Consider the following 16,593-nt stretch of genomic DNA (forward strand, 5'->3'; position numbering starts at 1 on the left):
CCGCCGAGATGCTCGGCGTCACCGCCACGTTCCTGCGGGCTCTGGGCGCCGCCCACCTGATCGAGCCGAAACGCTCAGGCGGCGGTCACCGCCGCTACTCCCGCTACCAGCTGCGCCTGGCAGCCAGAGCCCGCGAACTCGTCGACCAGGGCACCCCCGTAGAATCCGCCTGCCGCATCATCATCCTGGAAGACCAGCTCGCCGAGGCGCTGCGCATCAACGCCGCCTACGAACGCGAGCGCGCGGCCAGGGCCTGACACCGGCGGCCTGGTCTCCCACCGCGTGGACCAGGCCACACCGCACATCAACGACACGTGCGCTCCCAGAGATGCGCAGTGTCTGCAACGGCGGCTGCCCGTACCGCGCGGCAGAGCGCGGCGAACCGCCCCTGGTGCAGGAATCCCCACCGCGCGGCCACACTCGTCACGGTGCACCGGGCGCGATCGCCGGTGGCCGGCTCCTCGTGCACCCGCCGCAAGCCCGTCTTTGAGGAAGGCCGTCGAGATCGGGCCGCGGTCCAGGCGATCCGCCGTGTCCGACGAGAGCAAAGGGCGCGGCACCTCCGCAACAGCCCGAACTCGTCACGATTCACGCCACATTCGGTGGCGTAGACGAGCCGAGGCGCGGTCGTTGCGGAGGTCCATGTCGAGTCACCCTTGCCGGGAGTCGTCGGCGAGTGCTGGTTGCTCGTGGGAGGCTTCGGCGGGTTGAGGGTGGTGCTCGTCGCCGTTGTCGAGGAGTTCCTCGAACAGGGCGCGGTAGTGCACCATGGCTTGGCGCAGATCCTCGGTGGAGGCCTCGCCCGGCGCGGCGCGTCTGCTGATCTCGTGGGCCTGGCGGTAGTGGTGCAGGGTACGGCCGTGCACCACCGACAGATCCGCCAGTTGCTGCCGGAAGTCTTCGGTGGGGTATCCGCGCTCGGCCATGGCGGCCGTGACCAGCTCGCCGGCCTCGGTGACGGCGGGACCCGGCGCGTCCACGAACCGCTCCTGCAGCTTGGTCCATCGCTGGGCGTAGATTTGCCGGGAGCTGGGGGTGAGCGGTGTGATGTCGAGGGTGGCGAAGCGTTTCTCCCGGGCGCGCAGCTCCTGTACGGCCTTGCCGCGACTGTCTTGTTCGTTCAGGGTGTGTTCGTATTCGGGGCCGAAGCGCCGGCGAAGGCGTTGCCGGCGGCGGCGCGGCAGGACGTAGCCGACGGCCAGCGCCAGGACCACCGCCACAGCGACGGCTGTCCAAATCATCGTGGCCATGTATGCCTCCTGGAGATGTCGATGCCTCCGCGCGGGGCTCGTCAGCGCGGGGGTGAAGGCAACGTCTGCGATACGGCCTTGACGCTTCCCCTTTAGAGACGGCGATCGTCCGGGATCCGGCGGATACCACCCTGCCTGCCGTCGCCGCCGGGTGGATCGACCGGGGTGGGCGGCGTCCGGTCGTCGATGCGGTCGTCGATGACGTCCTGGCGGCTGCGGACGGTCGACTGGCTCCAGCGTGACCTGGTGCGCAGCAGGGGAAGCAGCAGGGCGACGGCGCCGCCGAGCATCAGAATCACACCCACGATGCGCAGATCGAGGCCGCCCACCGAGCCGTCGGCCAGGGCGAAGGTGAGGATGGCACCGACGACGATGACCGCGATGGCTACGGCGATGGGCATCACGCCTCACCCCCGCCGCGGCAGGCGCGTGAGCTCGGGGACGGGTTACGGGGCGTGCTGGGCGGGGTCATCGACGGCCGGCCCAGCGGCCGGTTCGTCGGCCAGTGCGCCGGCCGGTTCGTCGGCCAGTGCGTCGGCCGGTGATCAGGTTGTAGGCGAGCAGCAGGCCCGCCGCGCCGGCGATGGCGCAGACCCAGGTGGACAGGTTGAAGAACCCCTTGATGCCCGAGACGTGGAACACCTCGGTGGCCACGAACCCCCCGAGCAGCGCGCCGGCGATGCCGAGCACGAAGGTGATGATCAAACCTTGTGGGTCTTTGCCGGGGACCAGCATTCTGGCCACCACTCCGGCGACCAGTCCGAGAATGATCCAAGCGATGATGCCCATGGCCGAACTCCTTGTGGCGGTGCATCGATGTCTGCGCAGGATCGGTCTTCCGGACCGGTCGAAGCAGGGGGGCGTCCGCCGCATGGTGGCCGACGGTCGAACTCGTTCACTCAAGCCAACACCCACCCATAGAGGGCGGAAACAGGTGATCCGGGAAGGACTCATCTCCAGGAGCGATCACCAGGGTGAAAGTCTCGTAGCGCCATCCAGCGTTGAGACTCAGCCCGTCAGACAGGCTCGTCGCTGTGGCTGGCGGCTGTCGGAGCAGCTTCGCCGGGCGTTGGTCGGGTGGGCGGGGGGATGGGTTCCAGCCAGCCGAGCCGCTCGGCGAGTTGCTGGGCGCTGTTGATGACGGCGGTGATGTGGGGGGAGGGGTTGGCGTCGTGCCACAGCAGTGACCAGGGGTAGTGGGTGACGGGTTCGATCAGCGGCCGCCAGATGGTGCCGGGCCGGTTGGAGGTGCGGAAGGAGGAGGGGACGCAGTGCACGCAGCGGTTCTGGAGTACGAGGTCGGCGGCGGCGCGGGTGCTTTCGACGGTTCCCTCGTAGATGGTGGGCGTGAACCCGGCCGAGCGGCACAGCGCGATGACGAACCGGTTGAGCTCGGGTGTCTGGGTTTCCTCGCCGAGCAGCAGCAGTTCGTCGGCGAGAGCGGCGACGGGGACTCCGTCCAGGCCGGCGAAGGGGTGGTCGTCGGACACCAGCACGCCGAGCGGATCGAGCCTGATCAGCTTGGATGCCACCTCTGGCCAGGTCTGGGAGGTAGGTCCGATGGCGATGTCCAGGCGGCCGTCGGCCAGTTGCCGGTACTGCTCGGGGGTGCCCGCTTCGACCTGGTGGATCGTGATGCCGGGGTGGCTGCGCTGGAGTTCGCGCAGGATCTGCGGCATGGAGTCGTAGCCGGCGTCGATGATGCCGGCACGCAGAGTCGGTGCTGAGGCGACGGCGTTACGTGCGGCCTGCCCCGCCCGGCCCACGTGGTCGAGGATCTGGCGCGCCTCGACGAGGAAGGCCGCGCCCGCCGGGGTCAGATCGACGCGGTGGGTGCTGCGATCCAGCAGCCGCACCCCGAGTTCGCGCTCCAGCCGCTGGATCTGCTGGCTCAGCGCGGACTGCACGATGTGCTCGCGGGCCGCGGCCCGGCCGAAATGCAACTCTTCGGCCAGCGACACGAAGTAGCGCAACTGCCGTAACTCCATGCCTGCCACCCCTTCCGTGCCGGGCCGCCGTCTTCCACTCTAGGTTCCTCGCGGGGTTGTGAAGGTCTCGGCGCTACTTGCTCGGCTGGGGCGTCTGACAGGCTATCTTCGGATTCATGCCGAGGTAGTTGAGCGGGCCTGCCAGGATCGTCACGGCGATGGTGGCCACCTGATTGCAGTTCTCCACCGGTCCCGTGTAGTAGTTGCGCTGGCCTGCCGCGAAGGCTCCGGCGATCAGCCACAAGATCAGCACTATCGAAGCGATACGCATTGCTTCTACCTCCGTCTTTTCGACATTGCGCGGGAGACTGCCGGAGGCGATGAGGGAACGGCGAGTCGTACGGGCTCATTGTGGTTCGATGGCATGAAGCGGGACCGGTTCGCGATCTGGACTCGTCTGGCGGCCTGCAGAAGAGGGGTCAGCGCTTGAATGCGTCCTTGACCCGCCCGCCGGCCTGCTTCAAGGTGCCCACGACCCGATCGCTCTTGCCCGCGGCCTGCTGGCGGCGGTTGCCGGTGACGCGGCCCAACCACCGCTTGGCCCAACCCTTGAGGACCTGGAGCTTGTTGCTGATCTCCCAACGCATACTCATCGCGTTTTCCCTTCACCGCCCCGCTCAGCCATCTGACGGGCAGACCATTGATCCGTCTGCCCGTCAGCCATGACCTCGTGCAGGCGGACGCTCCACCGCGCTCAGGCGGCTTGGAGTCCCAATATCCTCCCGGGCCGGTGGCCGGGGAAACGAGCAATGATGAGGCCGGTTATCACTGAAATCGATGAGCGTTCGCCGGATCAGGTTCAGGGGCCGGGGTCTGGGAAGATGTTGCTCACACAATCCGTCCGTGGACGTAACACCAGCGCCAGGCCGTCTCCGGCGCCAGCGCCGCGACCACCGGATGATCGGTCTCCCGGTAGTGCTCCCTGGCGTGACCGCCCGGCGAATCGTCGCTGCATGCCACCCACCCGCAGGTCAGGCAAACCAGCAATAGTGTCCATGCCTGGCCGAGGGCCAGGCATTCCTTGCATTCGGGTAACCCGGGCTCCACAGCCGGGAGTAGATCGATGTGATCGCAACGCGGCGCCTGACCGTTCAAGCCGACACGCGCGGCCACGTTCATTCCTTCTGCGTCCAGGGTCATCACGACGCCCTCACCGTGACAGCGACGCAAGCTGCGCCGACTGATCGGTCCTCAGTCAAGGCGATCTGCGAGCCGACGGAAACGTCCATTCCCAGCAAGCCCCATCACCAGCAGCGATAGCGAGCATGACGGCGGCGTTGCCGGCGCACCGCGACGTCCTCTGGGGATGGACTCGTGTCGGCGACCTTCGCCTCTATCAACGTTGCCCCGCCGACGCCACCATCGGCGCCACCGCCGAGCAGGAGCTGGGCCTGGCCGACTGCGACAACGAAGGCGGGCAGACCCGACAGCCGGTCCGCGGCGACTACGCGTCCTGATCGCGCGTTCGGCGGGAGACTGCACGACCGTTACGGCTCCCTCCTGGCGAGCGCCTGCTCAGCCGCGGCGCCGAGCAACCGGGCGGCGGCGGCCACCTCACCGAGCTGACCAGGCGTCATGGCCTCCAGACACCCGGCCAGCCGCTGCCGGTCACCGCGGCAGGCCATGCTCACCGCGCGCTGAAGGGCGAGAGTGCGCGAGGCTGTGCCGATCACCTTCAAGACGCCGGCCAGGGCCATGTCCACGCCATCGTTCGGATCTGAGGGCCACGGAGGTTGAGCATTCAACGCCATTCACCGTGCCGTCCTTGAGCTCCGGATTCGGTCCGATCCCGCCGTACCCACCGCGTGCCGGGCTGTGCGACCGGTAGAACCATTCTGATCACCACGCCAGCGTCGGCCCGGTGATCATGGCAGGTAATAAACCTAGTGCAGATTGCCGCTTTCCACCTGATCGAGCCCGCTAGACGATCAGATCATCGCACCAGGCTGCTCCGCTCATGCCGGCCCCGCCCAACGTGTGGGGCTCGGCTCGTTCACGAAACGCTCCTGCACCGCGGCCCAGTGCCTCCCGCCTGAAGACAGGTAACCGGACACCGTCAGTCAACACCGCTTACCCGGAGACGGATATGGGCGTTCCGAGCAAAGCTCATCGGCGGAGCCGATCACAGCTCATACCGCCCGATGGACTGAACTGTCGCCTCGGCCCAGGGCGGGGCACCGTGACGCCCTCGATCCGAGCCTGGCCGGATCGAAGATCTGGCTGCAGCTTCAGGCGGCGTCTGTGACGCCGTTACCCAGGGGGGTTGAGACCGGCACGGGGCCACCCTTGAGGGCGGTGGTGGCGGCGGCTTGTTCGCGGGCCAGGAAGGCGCCGAGTTCGGCGATGGTGGTCATCAGCGGAGCGGGGAAGACGACGGTGCTGTTCTTGTCGACGCCGATCTCGACCAGGCTCTGCAGGTTGCGCAGCTGCAACGCCAGGGGGTGGGCCATCATGATGTCGGAGGCGTCGCCCAGCGCGGCGGCTGCCATGGACTCGCCCTCGGCGTTGATGATCTTTGCTCGCTTTTCGCGTTCGGCTTCGGCCTGGCGGGCCATGGCGCGTTTCATGCTGTCGGGCAGTTGGATGTCCTTCAGCTCGACCAGGGTCACTTCCACTCCCCATTCGACGGTGGTGACGTCGAGGATCTGGCGGATGTCCAGGTTGATGCGGTCGGTTTCGGACAGCGTCTCATCGAGGGTGTGCTGGCCGACGACCTTGCGCAGTGTGGTCTGGGCGATCTGGTCGATGGCGGCGCGGACGTTCTCGATCGCCACGACCGACTTGATCGCGTCGACCACCTTGAAGTAGGCGACCGCGGAGACGTCGACGCTGACGTTGTCGCGGGTGATGATGCCCTGGGACTGGATGGGCATCGTGACGATCCGCATCGACACCCGGCGCAGCACGTCGACGACCGGGATGATCAGTCGAAGTCCAGGTTCTCGCACCCCCTGCACCCGGCCCAGCCGGAAGAGCACGCCCTGCTCGTACTGCTTGACGATCCGTACCGCCAGCGCGAGCACCAGCAGGAGGGCGGCAACGATGATCGTGGTGGTGGTCCAGCCGTTCATGGTCTGGCTCCGTTCGGCTCGCTGGCGGGTTTCATCCGCCCGGCCGCGTTGACACGGGCAGAACCACCGCCCACAGTCGGGTGCCGATAGGCGGCACCCTTGTGGCAAGCCTCATGCCGGGCGAGCCGGCGCGGTAGAGGCGAAGGTCCCTTGTTTGCGTGACCGGATTTCATTGGTGAGGCGGTGGGTCAGAATCGTGGGGCGGTTGGTTCGTCGAATGTTCCGGGGCCGAGCCGGAGAATCTTCGCATCAGGTCGCACAGGATCGGGGTGAGCAGCCCGGCGGCCAGAGCCATGGCCCAGCCGATCGGTGGCAGGGGCACGAGGATGAGCAGGGCGCCCAGCGCGGGCACCAGGGTGACGAGCGCCTGCAGTGCGGCGGCGGCGGTCACGGCGATGAGGACCGCGCGACCGCGCCACCAGCCGTGTTCGAAGGTCCAGCGGCGGGCTCGGGCGACGTAGGCCAGGGTCAGGCGGGCGAAGACGAGGGCGAGTACGGCCTGGGTGCGTACCTGTTCCTCGCTCCAGCCGAGCCGTCTGGCGACCTCCACAGCGGCGAAGACCAGCGCGCCGACGATGAGCGCTCTGGCGGCGATGCGGAGGAGGACGGGCCGGGCCAGCAGTCCGTCACGGCGGGGAGGCGATGCCAGGGGGTCGGCGGCAGGGCGGTCGATGCCGAGGGCGATGGCGGGGATGCCGTCGAGGACCAGGTTGATCCAGAGCAGGTGGACAGGAAGCAGCGGGATGATCAGGTCTGGCCAGACGATCAGGCCGACGATGACGAGGAAGATCTCGGCCAGGTTCCCGGCGAGGAGGTAGCCGATCATGGAGTGGACGTTGTGGCGGAGGCGGCGGCCTTCGCGGATGCCGGTGACGATGGTGCCGAGTTCGCCGTTGGTGACGACGACGGCGGCGGCCTCGCGGGCCACGTCGGTGCCTTCGTCGCCGGCCATGGCCACGCCGACGTCGGCGTGGCGCAGGGCGGGGGCGTCGTTGACGCCGTCGCCGGTCATGGTGACGATCTCGCCGTGTTCGCGTAGGGCGTGGACCAGGTCGAGTTTGGTGGCCGGGTCGACGCGGGCGATGACCCCGGCTTCGCGTAGCCGTTGGGCACGGTCGGGGCCGTTGAGCGCCGCGCCGGTGATGACGGGGTCGGGGTGGATGCCGACCTCTTCGGCGACGGCGCGGGCGGTGTCGGCGTGGTCACCGGTGACCATGACCACACGGATGCCGGCGCCTCGGCAGTCGGCGACGGCCTGACCGGCCGAGGACCGGATCTCATCGCGTAATCCCAGGAGCCCGACCGGCCGCAACCGGCTCGTGTCCAGATCTGCGGTGTTCTGCTCGGCGACCGCCAGGACCCGCAGCCCCCGTCCCGCGAGATCGGATACGGCCTGTGTCAGCCGATCGGTGTGCCGGCCCGGGACGCAGCGGGCGAGCACCACTTCGGGCGCGCCCTTGACGGTCAGAAGCGGGCCGTCGGTGATGACCGCCATGGAGCGGGTCTCGGCGTCGAAGGGACGGCTCGCCAGGCGGCTTTCCCCTGGCGGGAGCCGGATCCCGTTCCGCTCGGCCGCGGTAGCGAGTGCCACGTCGACGCCGTCGCCCAGGCCGTCGCGGGCGTCGTTGCAGCGCAGTGCGGCCAGCCACAGATCGGTTTCGGGGATCGTCACGTGATCCACGACGGTGAGCTTGCCGGTGGTGAGCGTGCCGGTCTTGTCGGTGGCGATCACTGTGGTGGCGCCGAGTGCTTCGATCGCCGAAAGGCGGCGGACGATGAGGCCGAGCCCGGCCATGCGCTGGGAGCCCAGCGCGCGGGCGGTCGTCACGGCGGCGGCCAGGCTCTCGGGCACGGCGGCGATGGCCAGCGCGACTCCGGCCAGGATGATGTCGAGCAGGGCGGCCTCGCCGCGGACCACGCGGGTGAGGCCAAGGGCGATCATCACCAGTGCGGCGGCGATCGCCACCATGCCGATCTTGCGGGACACCTGTGCCAGCTCCACCTCCAGCAGGCCTTTGGTCCTGCCTTCGAGAGCGGAGGCGATCCGGCCCATCTCGGTACGGGCGCCGGTCTGTTCGACCAGTGCCACGCCGGAGCCGCGCACCACAAGAGTGCCGGAGAACAGCGCGCCGTCGCGGTCCCCCAGCAGCACCTCCGAGCCGGAGGCTCCATCGGCTGTCTTGCCGGCCGAGCGGGATTCGCCGGTGAGTGTCGACTCGTCCAGGCCGAGTGAGCTGGCTTCGAGCACTCGGGCGTCCGCCGGAATCCGGTCCCCGGCCGCTACCTCGATCAGATCGCCTGGCACGACGTCGGCCGCCGGGATGCGGCGGGTGATGCCGTCGCGGCGCACCTTGGCCATCGGTGCGGTGAGCGTGCGCAGCGCACGGACGGCCTGGTCGGCTCTGGCCTCCTGGCTGACGCCGATGATGACGTTGACCAGCAGGATGGCCAGGATCGCGGCCCCCTCGGGAATCTCGCGCAGGACCAGCAGGGTGACCAGCCCGGCGATCATCAGCAAGATGGAGAACGGGTCCGCCAGTTGCCGCACGGCGCGGCCGGGCAGGGTCGGCGGGCGAGGCTGTGGAAGCTCGTTCGCGCCGTGCTCGGCCATCAGTCGGGCCGCCTGATCTTCGGTGAGCCCGGAGGTGGCGTCCGCAGTGGTGGTCATACCTGCAGCGGATCATCCAACGTCGCCTGGGTCTGCGGGCGAAGGACACCTTCGGCAGGGACCTTGGTCCCGATCTCAGCTTCGCCGGGCGGAGGGCAGCACGGGTTCGAGGCGGAACATCCCGCCGTGCACCTCGCCCGGCTCCTCTCGGTCGGCGATGCGGCCGGTGATGCGGCCGGCGACCGCTCTGAGCACGTCAGTGGCTGTGATCAGGCCGACCAGCGCCTTTCCTTCGGCCATGACCGGTATGGCGTCGCAGTCCGCGTCGAGCATGGCCGCCACCACCTTGGGGAGCGGGTCGGAGGGGTTCGCGCGCGGCGTGCTGCGGCGGCCGATCAGGTCGCGTACCTGTCTGAGGGATTGCTGCTGCGGGCCGCCGGACCAGTCGGCGGCCAGGTCGTCGCGGGTGAGGATGCCCAGCAGGTCACGGTCGACGACCGGCAGGTGACGGATGCTCGCGCGGCGCATCAGCTCCCAGGCCATCAGCGGTGACTCATCGGGGGTGACGGTGACCAGGATGTGGGTCATCACCTGTTCGGCGGTCAGCTTTTCGACGCTCATGAGTTCCTCCTTCGGGACGTGCGACGGCAGGGCATGCGGTCGCAAGGACGTGAGCCCGGCCGGCTAGTGAAGCCAGGTCCAGTCGCGGATCTCCGGGGTGTCCTCGCCGTGCTCGCGGGTGTGGGCGCGGGCGCGCCGCCGGGCGTCATCCATCCGCAGGCGGAGCTGTGCTTGCTTCACCCGCAGGCCGGGAACGCGGTCGATGACGTCGATCACCAGGTGGTAGCGGTCGATGTCGTTGAGCATCGTCATGTCGAAGGGCGTGGTCGTGGTGCCCTCCTCCTTGTAGCCGCGCACGTGCAGGTGGGCGTGGCCGTGGCGGCGGTAGGTGAGGCGGTGGATCAGCGACGGGTAGCCGTGGAAGTTGAAGATGACCGGCTTGTCAGTGGTGAATATTGCGTCGTACGCGGTGTCGGTCATCCCGTGCGGGTGCTCCGACGGTGGTTGCAGCCGCATCAGGTCGACCACGTTGACGACCCGGACTTTCAGCTCGGGCAGGTGGTCGCGCAGGATCGAGGCCGCAGCCAATACCTCCAGTGTGGGAACGTCTCCGGCGCAGGCGAGCACCACGTCGGGTTCGGTGCCGGTGTCGTTGCTCGCCCATTCGACGATGCCCAGGCCGCGGGTGCAGTGGGTGATGGCCTCGTTGACGGTGAACAGATCGAGGACGGGTTGCTTGCCCGCGACGATGACGTTGACGTAGTCACGTGAGCGCAGGCAATGGTCGGCGACGGAGAGCAGGGTGTTGGCGTCCGGCGGCAGGTAGACGCGCACCACTTCGGCCTTCTTGTTCATCACGACGTCGAGGAATCCGGGGTCCTGGTGGCTGAAGCCGTTGTTGTCCTGGCGCCACACATGGGAGGACAGCAGGTAGTTCAGCGAGGCGACGGGGCGACGCCAGGGAATCCGCCGGGAGGTCTCCAGCCATTTGGCGTGCTGGTTGAACATCGCGTCGATGATGTGGATGAAGGCTTCGTAGCAGTTGAACAGCCCGTGCCGGCCGGTGAGCAGGTAGCCCTCCAGCCAGCCCTGGCACAGATGCTCGCTGAGCACCTCCATGACCCGTCCGCCCGGAGCCAGGTGCTCGTCCGTGGCCAGGATCTGGGCGTTCCAGGTACGGTCGGTGGCCTCGAAGACGGCTTGGAGCCGATTGGAGGCTGTTTCGTCGGGGCCCAGGAGCCGGAAGGTGTTCGGGTTGGCGGTGATGACGTCACGCAGGAGTGCGCCCAGCGCCCGGGTGGGTTCGGTCGACTGCGTGGCTGGGGACTTGACCTCCACTGCGTAGTCGCGGAAGTCGGGCAGCACCAGCGGACGCAGGAGCCGGCCGCCGTTGGCGTGCGGGCTGGCGCTCATCCGGCGCTCGCCGAGCGGGACGGTCTGGCGGATCTCCGCGACCGGCCGGCCGTCGCCGTCGAAAAGCTCCTCGGGCCGGTAGGAGCGCATCCACTCCTCCAGCATCGCCAGGTGCCCGGCATCTTCGCGGACCCGGGTCAGCGGCACCTGATGGGAGCGCCAGGTGCCCTCGACGGGCAGGCCGTCGACCTCGCGTGGCCCGGTCCAGCCTTTCGGGGTACGCAGGATGATCATGGGAGGGCGTCCGCCGTCGGCGATCTCGTCGAAGACGATGTCCAGGGTGCTCGCCATCTCCTCGTGGTCGGGGCCCACGATGTGGGGACGGTGGCCGTATCCCTCCATGAGCTTGAGCAGCTCATCCTCGGGGATGCGGGCCAGGACGGTCGGGTTGGCGATCTTGTAGCCGTTGAGGTGCAGGATCGGCAGCACCACGCCGTCGCGAGCCGGATCGAGGAACTTGTTGGAATGCCAGCTCGCCGCCAGCGGACCGGTCTCGGCCTCACCGTCGCCGATCACACAGGCCACGACCAGGCCCGGGTTGTCGAACGCCGCGCCGTAGGCGTGGGCCAGGGCGTAGCCGAGCTCGCCGCCCTCGTGGATGGAGCCCGGCACCTGCGGCGCCACGTGGCTGGGGATGCCGCCGGGGAAGGAGAACTGGTGGAACAGCCGCCGCATCCCCGCCGCGTCCTGGGACACGCCGGGGTAGATCTCGGAGTAGGTGCCCTCCAGCCACGCGTGCGCCACCGCCGCCGGGCCGCCGTGCCCGGGACCCACGACGTAGAGCATGTCCTGGTCGCGCTCGACGATCACCCGGTTGAGATGGGCGAAGCAGAAGTTCAGCCCGGGGGTCGTGCCCCAGTGCCCCAGCAACCGCGGCTTGATGTGCTCGGCCCGCAACGGCTCGGCCAGCAGGGGATTGTCCATCAGGTAGATCTGGCCCACCGATAGATAGTTCGCGGCCCGCCAGTAGGCGTCGATCTTCGCAAGTCGGTCCATGCGGCCCACGCTCCCCGCTCGCCCGGCGATCGGATAGAGACCAAGGTCCCTACCCTGAGCGGCGGAAGACGGTTACCGTCGACAACATGATTCGAGTCTTCCTCCTCGACGACCACGAGGTCGTACGGCGGGGCGTGGCCGCTCTGCTGGAGTCCGAGGACGACATCGAGGTGGTTGGCGAGGCCGGCACGGCTGAGTCCGCGGTGGCGCGCATCCCGGCGCTCAAGCCCGACGTCGCCGTGCTGGACGTGCGCCTGCCCGACGGCAACGGCGTGGAGGTGTGCCGCGAGGTCCGCTCCAGGCTGCCGGGGCTGGCCTGCCTGATGCTGACCTCTTTCGCCGACGACGACGCCCTGTTCGACGCGGTGATGGCCGGAGCCGCGGGATACGTGCTCAAGCAGATCCACGGCTCGGACCTGGTCGGCGCGGTCCGTACGGTCGCCTCCGGCCAGTCGTTGCTGGACCCGCAGACCACCACCGCCATGCTGAAGCGGCTGCGCGAGCAGAGCGCCAGGAAGGACCCGCTCGCCGCGCTGTCGGAGCAGGAGCACCACATCCTGGAGCTGATCGGCGAGGGCATGACCAACCGGCAGATCGGCGAGCGGCTGTACCTGGCCGAGAAGACCGTCAAGAACTACGTCTCCAACCTGCTGTCCAAGCTCGGCATGCAACGCCGTACCCAGGCAGCGGCGCTCTCGGCGCGGACGAGGGCAGAACGGCCGCAGTGAAGTGACTTTCGGCCCTGCCTGGCAGACCAGACGGCCGAGCAGGCTCAGAGGTATGAGATTCGATTCAGCCGGACTGCGGGTGCTCTCCCGCGAGCAGTGCCTCCACCTGCTGGCCTCGACGTCGATCGGGCGGATCGTCTTCACCGATCGGGCTCTGCCCGCGGTGCAGCCGGTCGTCTTCTGCCTGCACGGCGAGAGCATCGTCATCCGGACGACGGCCGGGTCCAAACTCGCCTCGGCCACCCAGGATACCGTCGTGGCGTTCGAGATCGACGACTTCGACGCCCGGATGAGCACGGGCTGGTCGGTCACGGTGGTCGGACGGGCGCGAGCCGTACACGACCCGGAAGAGATGGCCCACCTGGCCGAGCTTCCCCTGGCGCCGTGGGCCACGAACGGTCGTGATCACTTCGTCGTGATGGGTGCTGAGGAGATCTCGGGACGCCGCACGGCTCTAGCCGAGCGGGACGCTCCACCGCAGCCGGGTCCCGCCCTCGGACGGCTCGGATGGTGAGTCCGCGACGAAGGAGCCGCCCAGCTGCTCGGCCCGCTCCTGGAGGTTGCGCAGGCCGCTGCGCCGGCCGTCGCGGGGCAGCCCGACCCCGTTGTCGGCCACGCTGAGCGTCACCCGGCCGCCGGTCAGCTCCACCGCCACCTCGGCCGTGGAGGCTTTCGCGTGCCGCAGGAGGTTGGACAGCGCCTCCTGCAGGACCGCCAGCAGGTGCTCGGCAACAGGTGGTGAAACCAGGGTGTCCAGTTGCCCCGCCATCACCAGGCCGGGCATGAAGCCCAGATGCCCACGCGCGCCCTGCACCAGATCCACGATCCGTGCCCGCAGCCCGGGATCGCCGCCGGCGTGGGAGGTCTGCAGGCCGAAGATGGTCGAGCGGATCTGCCTGATGGTCTGGTCCAGCTCATCGATCGCGTGCTGCACCCGGCTGGACGCCTCGGGCTGCTGCACCATGCGGACCGCGCTCATCAGCGTCATCGCGACCGCGAACAGCCGCTGGATGACCACATCGTGCAGGTCTTTGGCGATCCGGTCGCGGTCCTCCAGCAGAATCAGCCGTTCGGCGTCTTCACGCGCCTCGGCGAGCTCCATGGCGATGGCGGCCTGTCCGGCGAAGGCGTGCAGCATGTGCAGCTCCGCATGGCTGAACGGGGTTCGGCCCGAGTGTTTGGCCAGCGACAGCACGCCACGCAGCGATCCTGCCGCGCCCAGCGGAACGGCTGCTTCCGGGCCCACGGTCAGGTGCTCGGCCATCATCCGGTGGAAGTCGCCCGCGGCCAGATCGGTGACCATGAGGGGCTGACCACTGGAGTAGACGCTTCCCGCCAGGGACCCTGTCATCGTCGCCGCGGCCCCGACGAGCCGATCCGCGCCCTGGCCGTCCGCGATGATCACCTGTAGGCCGTCACCGTCATCGGCGGGTAGCAGGATCGCGGTGATGTCGGCGTCGGCCATCTGCCTGGCTCTGCGGGCCACCTGGGTGAGTACCTGCTGGACGCCCTGCCCGGACAGCAGGCTGGTGGTGATCTCCGAGGATGCCTGCAGCCAGGTCTCCCTGCGCCTGCTCTCCTCGTACAAGCGGGCGTTGTCGATCGCCACGCCGGCGGCGGTGGCCAGCGCGATGACGACGGCCTCGTCTTCGGCGTCGAACTCGGCGCCGCCGCGCTTCTCGGTCAGGTAGAGGTTGCCGAACACCTGGTCACGGACCCGGAGCGGTACCCCGAGGAACGATCCCATGGGCGGGTGGCCGGGCGGGAAGCCGTAGGACTCGGGGTGATCGGAGATACGCGCAAGCCGCAGCGGCTGAGGCTGCTTGATGAGCAGGCCCAGCAGACCGAGGCCGTGCGGCCAGTGCTCGATGGCGGCGATCTCCTCCTCGCTCAGCCCCACGGGGATGAACTGGATGAGTTCGCTCTCTCGCCCCACCATGCCCAACGCGCCGTAGCCGGCGTCGACCAGGGTGGTGGCGGTCTCCACGATCCGGTGCAGCACCGTCTCCAGATCCAGGTCGCTGCCCACCAGGACGACGGCTTCCAGCAGCGCATGCACACGGTCGCGGGTGGCAAGGACGGTCTCGAGCCGGACGCGGAGCTCTGCCAGCAGTTCGTCGAGCCGCATGTTGGGGATCAGCGGGCGCGGCTCATCGGGGGACATAGCAGGCAGTCTCGCACCAATGCGCAGCGACGCCCACCCTCGAGGGGTGGGCGTCGCTGCCGGCGGCTACTTCAGCACCGGGTAGGAGCGCACCAGTGCGGTACGACCCCACATCCTGCCGATGCCGAGGGTGTCGCCCGCACCTGCCAGGGCCAGGCCGGCCAGGACGATGGCGTAGATGAGGTGCTCGTCCATGAACGGGTTGTTGGCCAGCGGCAGTTCGGCGGCCCACATGAAGACCAGCAGCACAGCGCCGGTGATCGCGGCGATCCGCATACCCGCGCCCAGGATCAGGGCGACCCCGATGCCGAGCAGGCCGAGCATGAACAACCAGTCGACCCAGGGCTGTGCGGCCAGGCTGGAGAAGAAGGCGCCGAGCGCGTTCTCGCCGGTCCCCTTGAGGAAGCCGGTGGTCGGGCTCCCGCCGGAGATCCAGGCCTTGCCGGCCGGCGTGGCCAGTCCCCAGCCGAAGGTCTTGTCGAGGAAGGCCCACAGGAAGATCCAGCCGATGCTGATCCGCGCGGCGGCCCAGACGTAGTCGACGGGCCGGGGCGCCGTCCCAGCGCGCGGGGCGTTCATGACGGGAGCGGACCGGCGCCCTTTGGTGATGGCCATCATCAGTTCCTCTCAGTGCTGTCCGTACGGGTTTCTCGCATCTCCAGCAGATCGCTTTTCCCGGCCCGCCATCAGGGCCGTAGGGCCGGAGTCGATGGGACCTTCGACCCTCATTCCAGGACGTCGGCGAGTGAGCGCCTGATCCCGCTCTTCTCGTCGAACGTGACCCCCAGCCGGACGATCATCTGGGGGTGCGCGCCGGAGAACATCTCCTGCCGCAGGAATTCGCGCAAGAGAGGCATCTCCAGCGCCTGGGTGTGGAAGGCCGCGCTGACACCGGAGACGGAGGCATGCAGCAGGACCCGCTGAATGGCCTGCCCCGCGGCGATCCATGCCGGACGGGAATCCTCCCGGGTGGTGAACACGGCCACGACCCCGGTTGACTTCGCCACGCTCTGGTCGTCGCCTGTGCCCCAGGCCTGGCCTCGGGCGTAGTCGCGCTGGGCGAAGTGCGGATCGGTCCGCCCACCTTCGCTCGGGTAGCCGTCCGCGGGCACCCCGTCCTTGCGGCCGCTGTCCGGCGGCTGAGCCCAGCGGATCAGCTCCAGGCTGAACGCCCGGTCCTTGGACTGCACGCTCTGCGCGACGTTCGTCAGGGCGCTGATCACCTGCTCCGCCTCGGCGGAGCCGACGGGCGTGAGCGTGGCCCCCTCCTGCGCCGCCTGCATGACCAGCCTCTGGACGAGACGATCGGGAACCGGCAGATCGGCGAAACCCGCCCGGTGCGTACGGCGCCGCTCGATCTCGCCGCGCAGCCGCAGGGTGTCCTCGTCCACCTCGACAGCGCTTCCCGGGCGGATGGTCGCCAGCAGCGACGGCCTGTCCGGATCGGGCAGCACCCGGACCAGGGGCTCATAGCCCATCGCGCGCAACGCGGTACGAATGTTGAACAATGCCGCGCCGCAGCTGACCAGCATCTGACGGCCGGTCGCGTCGGCCTGTCTCAACTTACGGTCGGTGTCCGCCCGCAGGCTGATCTCTTCTCCCGCGATCGCCAGCGACCACGGCTGGGTGTTGTGCACCGAAGGCGCCCAGATCGCGGCCTCCGCCGCCGTCCGCACCACCTGCGACAGATCCTCTGATGTGCGCATAAGACGTCACCTCCTCGACGTACACCCAGGCCATCACCAGCCAACGTGGAAGAACAGGGCCGAAAGACCCGGCCGCCCCTGCTTTGTCCCTTCTCCGGACCGGCCTTC

Annotated in this window: 19 protein-coding genes; 4 read left to right on the plus strand and 15 right to left on the minus strand. The window is 68.8% G+C overall.

Translation table 11 applies throughout. The features are described 5' to 3' along the window. A partial coding sequence (locus tag ABEA43_RS00005) for a MerR family transcriptional regulator (RefSeq protein WP_345557258.1) occupies positions 1-257 on the plus strand: 257 nt, incomplete at its 5' end. Positions 258-650: 393 nt separating this feature from the next. Here the strand turns inward: ABEA43_RS00005 and ABEA43_RS00010 are convergent. The 7 genes from ABEA43_RS00010 to ABEA43_RS00040 all read right to left on the minus strand — a co-directional run bounded on the left by ABEA43_RS00010 (position 651) and on the right by ABEA43_RS00040 (position 4,378). Further along, positions 651-1,250 carry a hypothetical protein gene (locus ABEA43_RS00010; protein ID WP_345557260.1) on the minus strand — a complete coding sequence of 200 codons (600 nt, stop codon included), beginning with the start codon at positions 1,248-1,250 and terminating at the stop codon, positions 651-653. Positions 1,251-1,342: 92 nt separating this feature from the next. Beyond that, entirely contained in the window at positions 1,343-1,651 is a 309-nt protein-coding gene (locus ABEA43_RS00015) for a hypothetical protein (RefSeq protein ID WP_345557262.1), read from the minus strand. 67 nt (positions 1,652-1,718) lie between these two features. Continuing rightward, the gene (locus tag ABEA43_RS00020; RefSeq protein ID WP_345557264.1) at positions 1,719-2,039 is read right to left on the minus strand and encodes a GlsB/YeaQ/YmgE family stress response membrane protein; all 321 of its coding nucleotides are present in this window, start codon (positions 2,037-2,039) and stop codon (positions 1,719-1,721) included. A 227-nt stretch (positions 2,040-2,266) separates the two neighbouring features. After that, positions 2,267-3,238, minus strand: coding sequence for a LysR family transcriptional regulator (locus ABEA43_RS00025; protein WP_345557266.1), 972 nt, complete (start codon positions 3,236-3,238; stop codon positions 2,267-2,269). 73 nt (positions 3,239-3,311) lie between these two features. After that, on the minus strand, positions 3,312-3,509 hold the full coding sequence (locus tag ABEA43_RS00030) for a hypothetical protein (protein WP_345557268.1): 198 nt from the start codon (positions 3,507-3,509) through the stop codon (positions 3,312-3,314). A 148-nt stretch (positions 3,510-3,657) separates the two neighbouring features. Then, the gene (locus tag ABEA43_RS00035; RefSeq protein ID WP_345557270.1) at positions 3,658-3,831 is read right to left on the minus strand and encodes a CsbD family protein; all 174 of its coding nucleotides are present in this window, start codon (positions 3,829-3,831) and stop codon (positions 3,658-3,660) included. Between the two features lie 235 nt (positions 3,832-4,066). After that, entirely contained in the window at positions 4,067-4,378 is a 312-nt protein-coding gene (locus tag ABEA43_RS00040) for a UBP-type zinc finger domain-containing protein (RefSeq protein ID WP_345558744.1), read from the minus strand. Between the two features lie 125 nt (positions 4,379-4,503). On the opposite strand from ABEA43_RS00040, the gene ABEA43_RS00045 reads away from it, so the two are divergent. Next, positions 4,504-4,695 (plus strand): hypothetical protein, encoded by a 192-nt coding sequence (locus ABEA43_RS00045; protein ID WP_345557272.1) that lies wholly within the window; start codon positions 4,504-4,506, stop codon positions 4,693-4,695. Positions 4,696-4,725: 30 nt separating this feature from the next. On the opposite strand, the gene ABEA43_RS00050 is transcribed toward ABEA43_RS00045, so the two are convergent. The 5 genes from ABEA43_RS00050 to ABEA43_RS00070 all read right to left on the minus strand — a co-directional run bounded on the left by ABEA43_RS00050 (position 4,726) and on the right by ABEA43_RS00070 (position 11,887). Continuing rightward, positions 4,726-4,941 carry a hypothetical protein gene (locus ABEA43_RS00050; RefSeq protein ID WP_345557274.1) on the minus strand — a complete coding sequence of 72 codons (216 nt, stop codon included), beginning with the start codon at positions 4,939-4,941 and terminating at the stop codon, positions 4,726-4,728. Positions 4,942-5,466: 525 nt separating this feature from the next. Then, on the minus strand, positions 5,467-6,309 hold the full coding sequence (locus ABEA43_RS00055; protein WP_345557276.1) for a slipin family protein: 843 nt from the start codon (positions 6,307-6,309) through the stop codon (positions 5,467-5,469). Positions 6,310-6,478: 169 nt separating this feature from the next. Further along, positions 6,479-8,977 (minus strand): cation-translocating P-type ATPase, encoded by a 2,499-nt coding sequence (locus ABEA43_RS00060; RefSeq protein ID WP_345557277.1) that lies wholly within the window; start codon positions 8,975-8,977, stop codon positions 6,479-6,481. A 75-nt stretch (positions 8,978-9,052) separates the two neighbouring features. Further along, positions 9,053-9,538 (minus strand): CBS domain-containing protein, encoded by a 486-nt coding sequence (locus tag ABEA43_RS00065; protein ID WP_345557279.1) that lies wholly within the window; start codon positions 9,536-9,538, stop codon positions 9,053-9,055. 63 nt (positions 9,539-9,601) lie between these two features. Beyond that, positions 9,602-11,887: a phosphoketolase family protein gene (locus tag ABEA43_RS00070; protein WP_345557281.1), complete on the minus strand. Its 2,286-nt coding sequence runs from the start codon at positions 11,885-11,887 to the stop codon at positions 9,602-9,604. A gap of 86 nt (positions 11,888-11,973) precedes the next feature. Between ABEA43_RS00070 and ABEA43_RS00075 the strand changes: the two genes are divergently transcribed. Both ABEA43_RS00075 and ABEA43_RS00080 read left to right on the plus strand, forming a co-directional pair. After that, on the plus strand, positions 11,974-12,615 hold the full coding sequence (locus ABEA43_RS00075) for a response regulator transcription factor (protein ID WP_345557283.1): 642 nt from the start codon (positions 11,974-11,976) through the stop codon (positions 12,613-12,615). A 52-nt stretch (positions 12,616-12,667) separates the two neighbouring features. Continuing rightward, positions 12,668-13,129, plus strand: coding sequence for a pyridoxamine 5'-phosphate oxidase family protein (locus ABEA43_RS00080; RefSeq protein WP_345557285.1), 462 nt, complete (start codon positions 12,668-12,670; stop codon positions 13,127-13,129). On the opposite strand, the gene ABEA43_RS00085 is transcribed toward ABEA43_RS00080, so the two are convergent. From ABEA43_RS00085 to ABEA43_RS00095, 3 genes are all read right to left on the minus strand, one after another. Then, complete coding sequence (locus ABEA43_RS00085) at positions 13,070-14,779, minus strand: sensor histidine kinase (RefSeq protein WP_345557287.1); 1,710 nt, start codon at positions 14,777-14,779, stop codon at positions 13,070-13,072. The genes ABEA43_RS00080 and ABEA43_RS00085 overlap by 60 nt on opposite strands. Before the next feature lie 66 nt (positions 14,780-14,845). Then, positions 14,846-15,394 carry a hypothetical protein gene (locus ABEA43_RS00090; protein WP_425570137.1) on the minus strand — a complete coding sequence of 183 codons (549 nt, stop codon included), beginning with the start codon at positions 15,392-15,394 and terminating at the stop codon, positions 14,846-14,848. 110 nt (positions 15,395-15,504) lie between these two features. Then, positions 15,505-16,485 carry an Acg family FMN-binding oxidoreductase gene (locus ABEA43_RS00095; protein ID WP_345557290.1) on the minus strand — a complete coding sequence of 327 codons (981 nt, stop codon included), beginning with the start codon at positions 16,483-16,485 and terminating at the stop codon, positions 15,505-15,507. Between the last annotated feature and the right edge of the window lie 108 nt (positions 16,486-16,593).

Origin of the sequence: Nonomuraea rosea, assembly GCF_039539705.1 — a bacterium.
In the GTDB taxonomy this organism is placed as follows: Bacteria; Actinomycetota; Actinomycetes; order Streptosporangiales; family Streptosporangiaceae; genus Nonomuraea; species Nonomuraea rosea.

Bases quoted from the DNA above. Each gene is read 5' to 3' on its own strand.
- ABEA43_RS00010 (WP_345557260.1), bottom strand. From the start codon at position 1,250: ATGGCCACGATGATTTGGACAGCCGTCGCTGTGGCGGTGGTCCTGGCG.
- ABEA43_RS00015 (WP_345557262.1), bottom strand. From the start codon at position 1,651: ATGCCCATCGCCGTAGCCATCGCGGTCATCGTCGTCGGTGCCATCCTC.
- ABEA43_RS00020 (WP_345557264.1), bottom strand. From the start codon at position 2,039: ATGGGCATCATCGCTTGGATCATTCTCGGACTGGTCGCCGGAGTGGTG.
- ABEA43_RS00025 (WP_345557266.1), bottom strand. From the start codon at position 3,238: ATGGAGTTACGGCAGTTGCGCTACTTCGTGTCGCTGGCCGAAGAGTTG.
- ABEA43_RS00030 (WP_345557268.1), bottom strand. From the start codon at position 3,509: ATGCGTATCGCTTCGATAGTGCTGATCTTGTGGCTGATCGCCGGAGCC.
- ABEA43_RS00035 (WP_345557270.1), bottom strand. From the start codon at position 3,831: ATGAGTATGCGTTGGGAGATCAGCAACAAGCTCCAGGTCCTCAAGGGT.
- ABEA43_RS00040 (WP_345558744.1), bottom strand. From the start codon at position 4,378: ATGACCCTGGACGCAGAAGGAATGAACGTGGCCGCGCGTGTCGGCTTG.
- ABEA43_RS00045 (WP_345557272.1), top strand. From the start codon at position 4,504: ATGACGGCGGCGTTGCCGGCGCACCGCGACGTCCTCTGGGGATGGACT.
- ABEA43_RS00055 (WP_345557276.1), bottom strand. From the start codon at position 6,309: ATGAACGGCTGGACCACCACCACGATCATCGTTGCCGCCCTCCTGCTG.
- ABEA43_RS00060 (WP_345557277.1), bottom strand. From the start codon at position 8,977: ATGACCACCACTGCGGACGCCACCTCCGGGCTCACCGAAGATCAGGCG.
- ABEA43_RS00065 (WP_345557279.1), bottom strand. From the start codon at position 9,538: ATGAGCGTCGAAAAGCTGACCGCCGAACAGGTGATGACCCACATCCTG.
- ABEA43_RS00070 (WP_345557281.1), bottom strand. From the start codon at position 11,887: ATGGACCGACTTGCGAAGATCGACGCCTACTGGCGGGCCGCGAACTAT.
- ABEA43_RS00075 (WP_345557283.1), top strand. From the start codon at position 11,974: ATGATTCGAGTCTTCCTCCTCGACGACCACGAGGTCGTACGGCGGGGC.
- ABEA43_RS00080 (WP_345557285.1), top strand. From the start codon at position 12,668: ATGAGATTCGATTCAGCCGGACTGCGGGTGCTCTCCCGCGAGCAGTGC.
- ABEA43_RS00085 (WP_345557287.1), bottom strand. From the start codon at position 14,779: ATGTCCCCCGATGAGCCGCGCCCGCTGATCCCCAACATGCGGCTCGAC.
- ABEA43_RS00090 (WP_425570137.1), bottom strand. From the start codon at position 15,394: ATGGCCATCACCAAAGGGCGCCGGTCCGCTCCCGTCATGAACGCCCCG.
- ABEA43_RS00095 (WP_345557290.1), bottom strand. From the start codon at position 16,485: ATGCGCACATCAGAGGATCTGTCGCAGGTGGTGCGGACGGCGGCGGAG.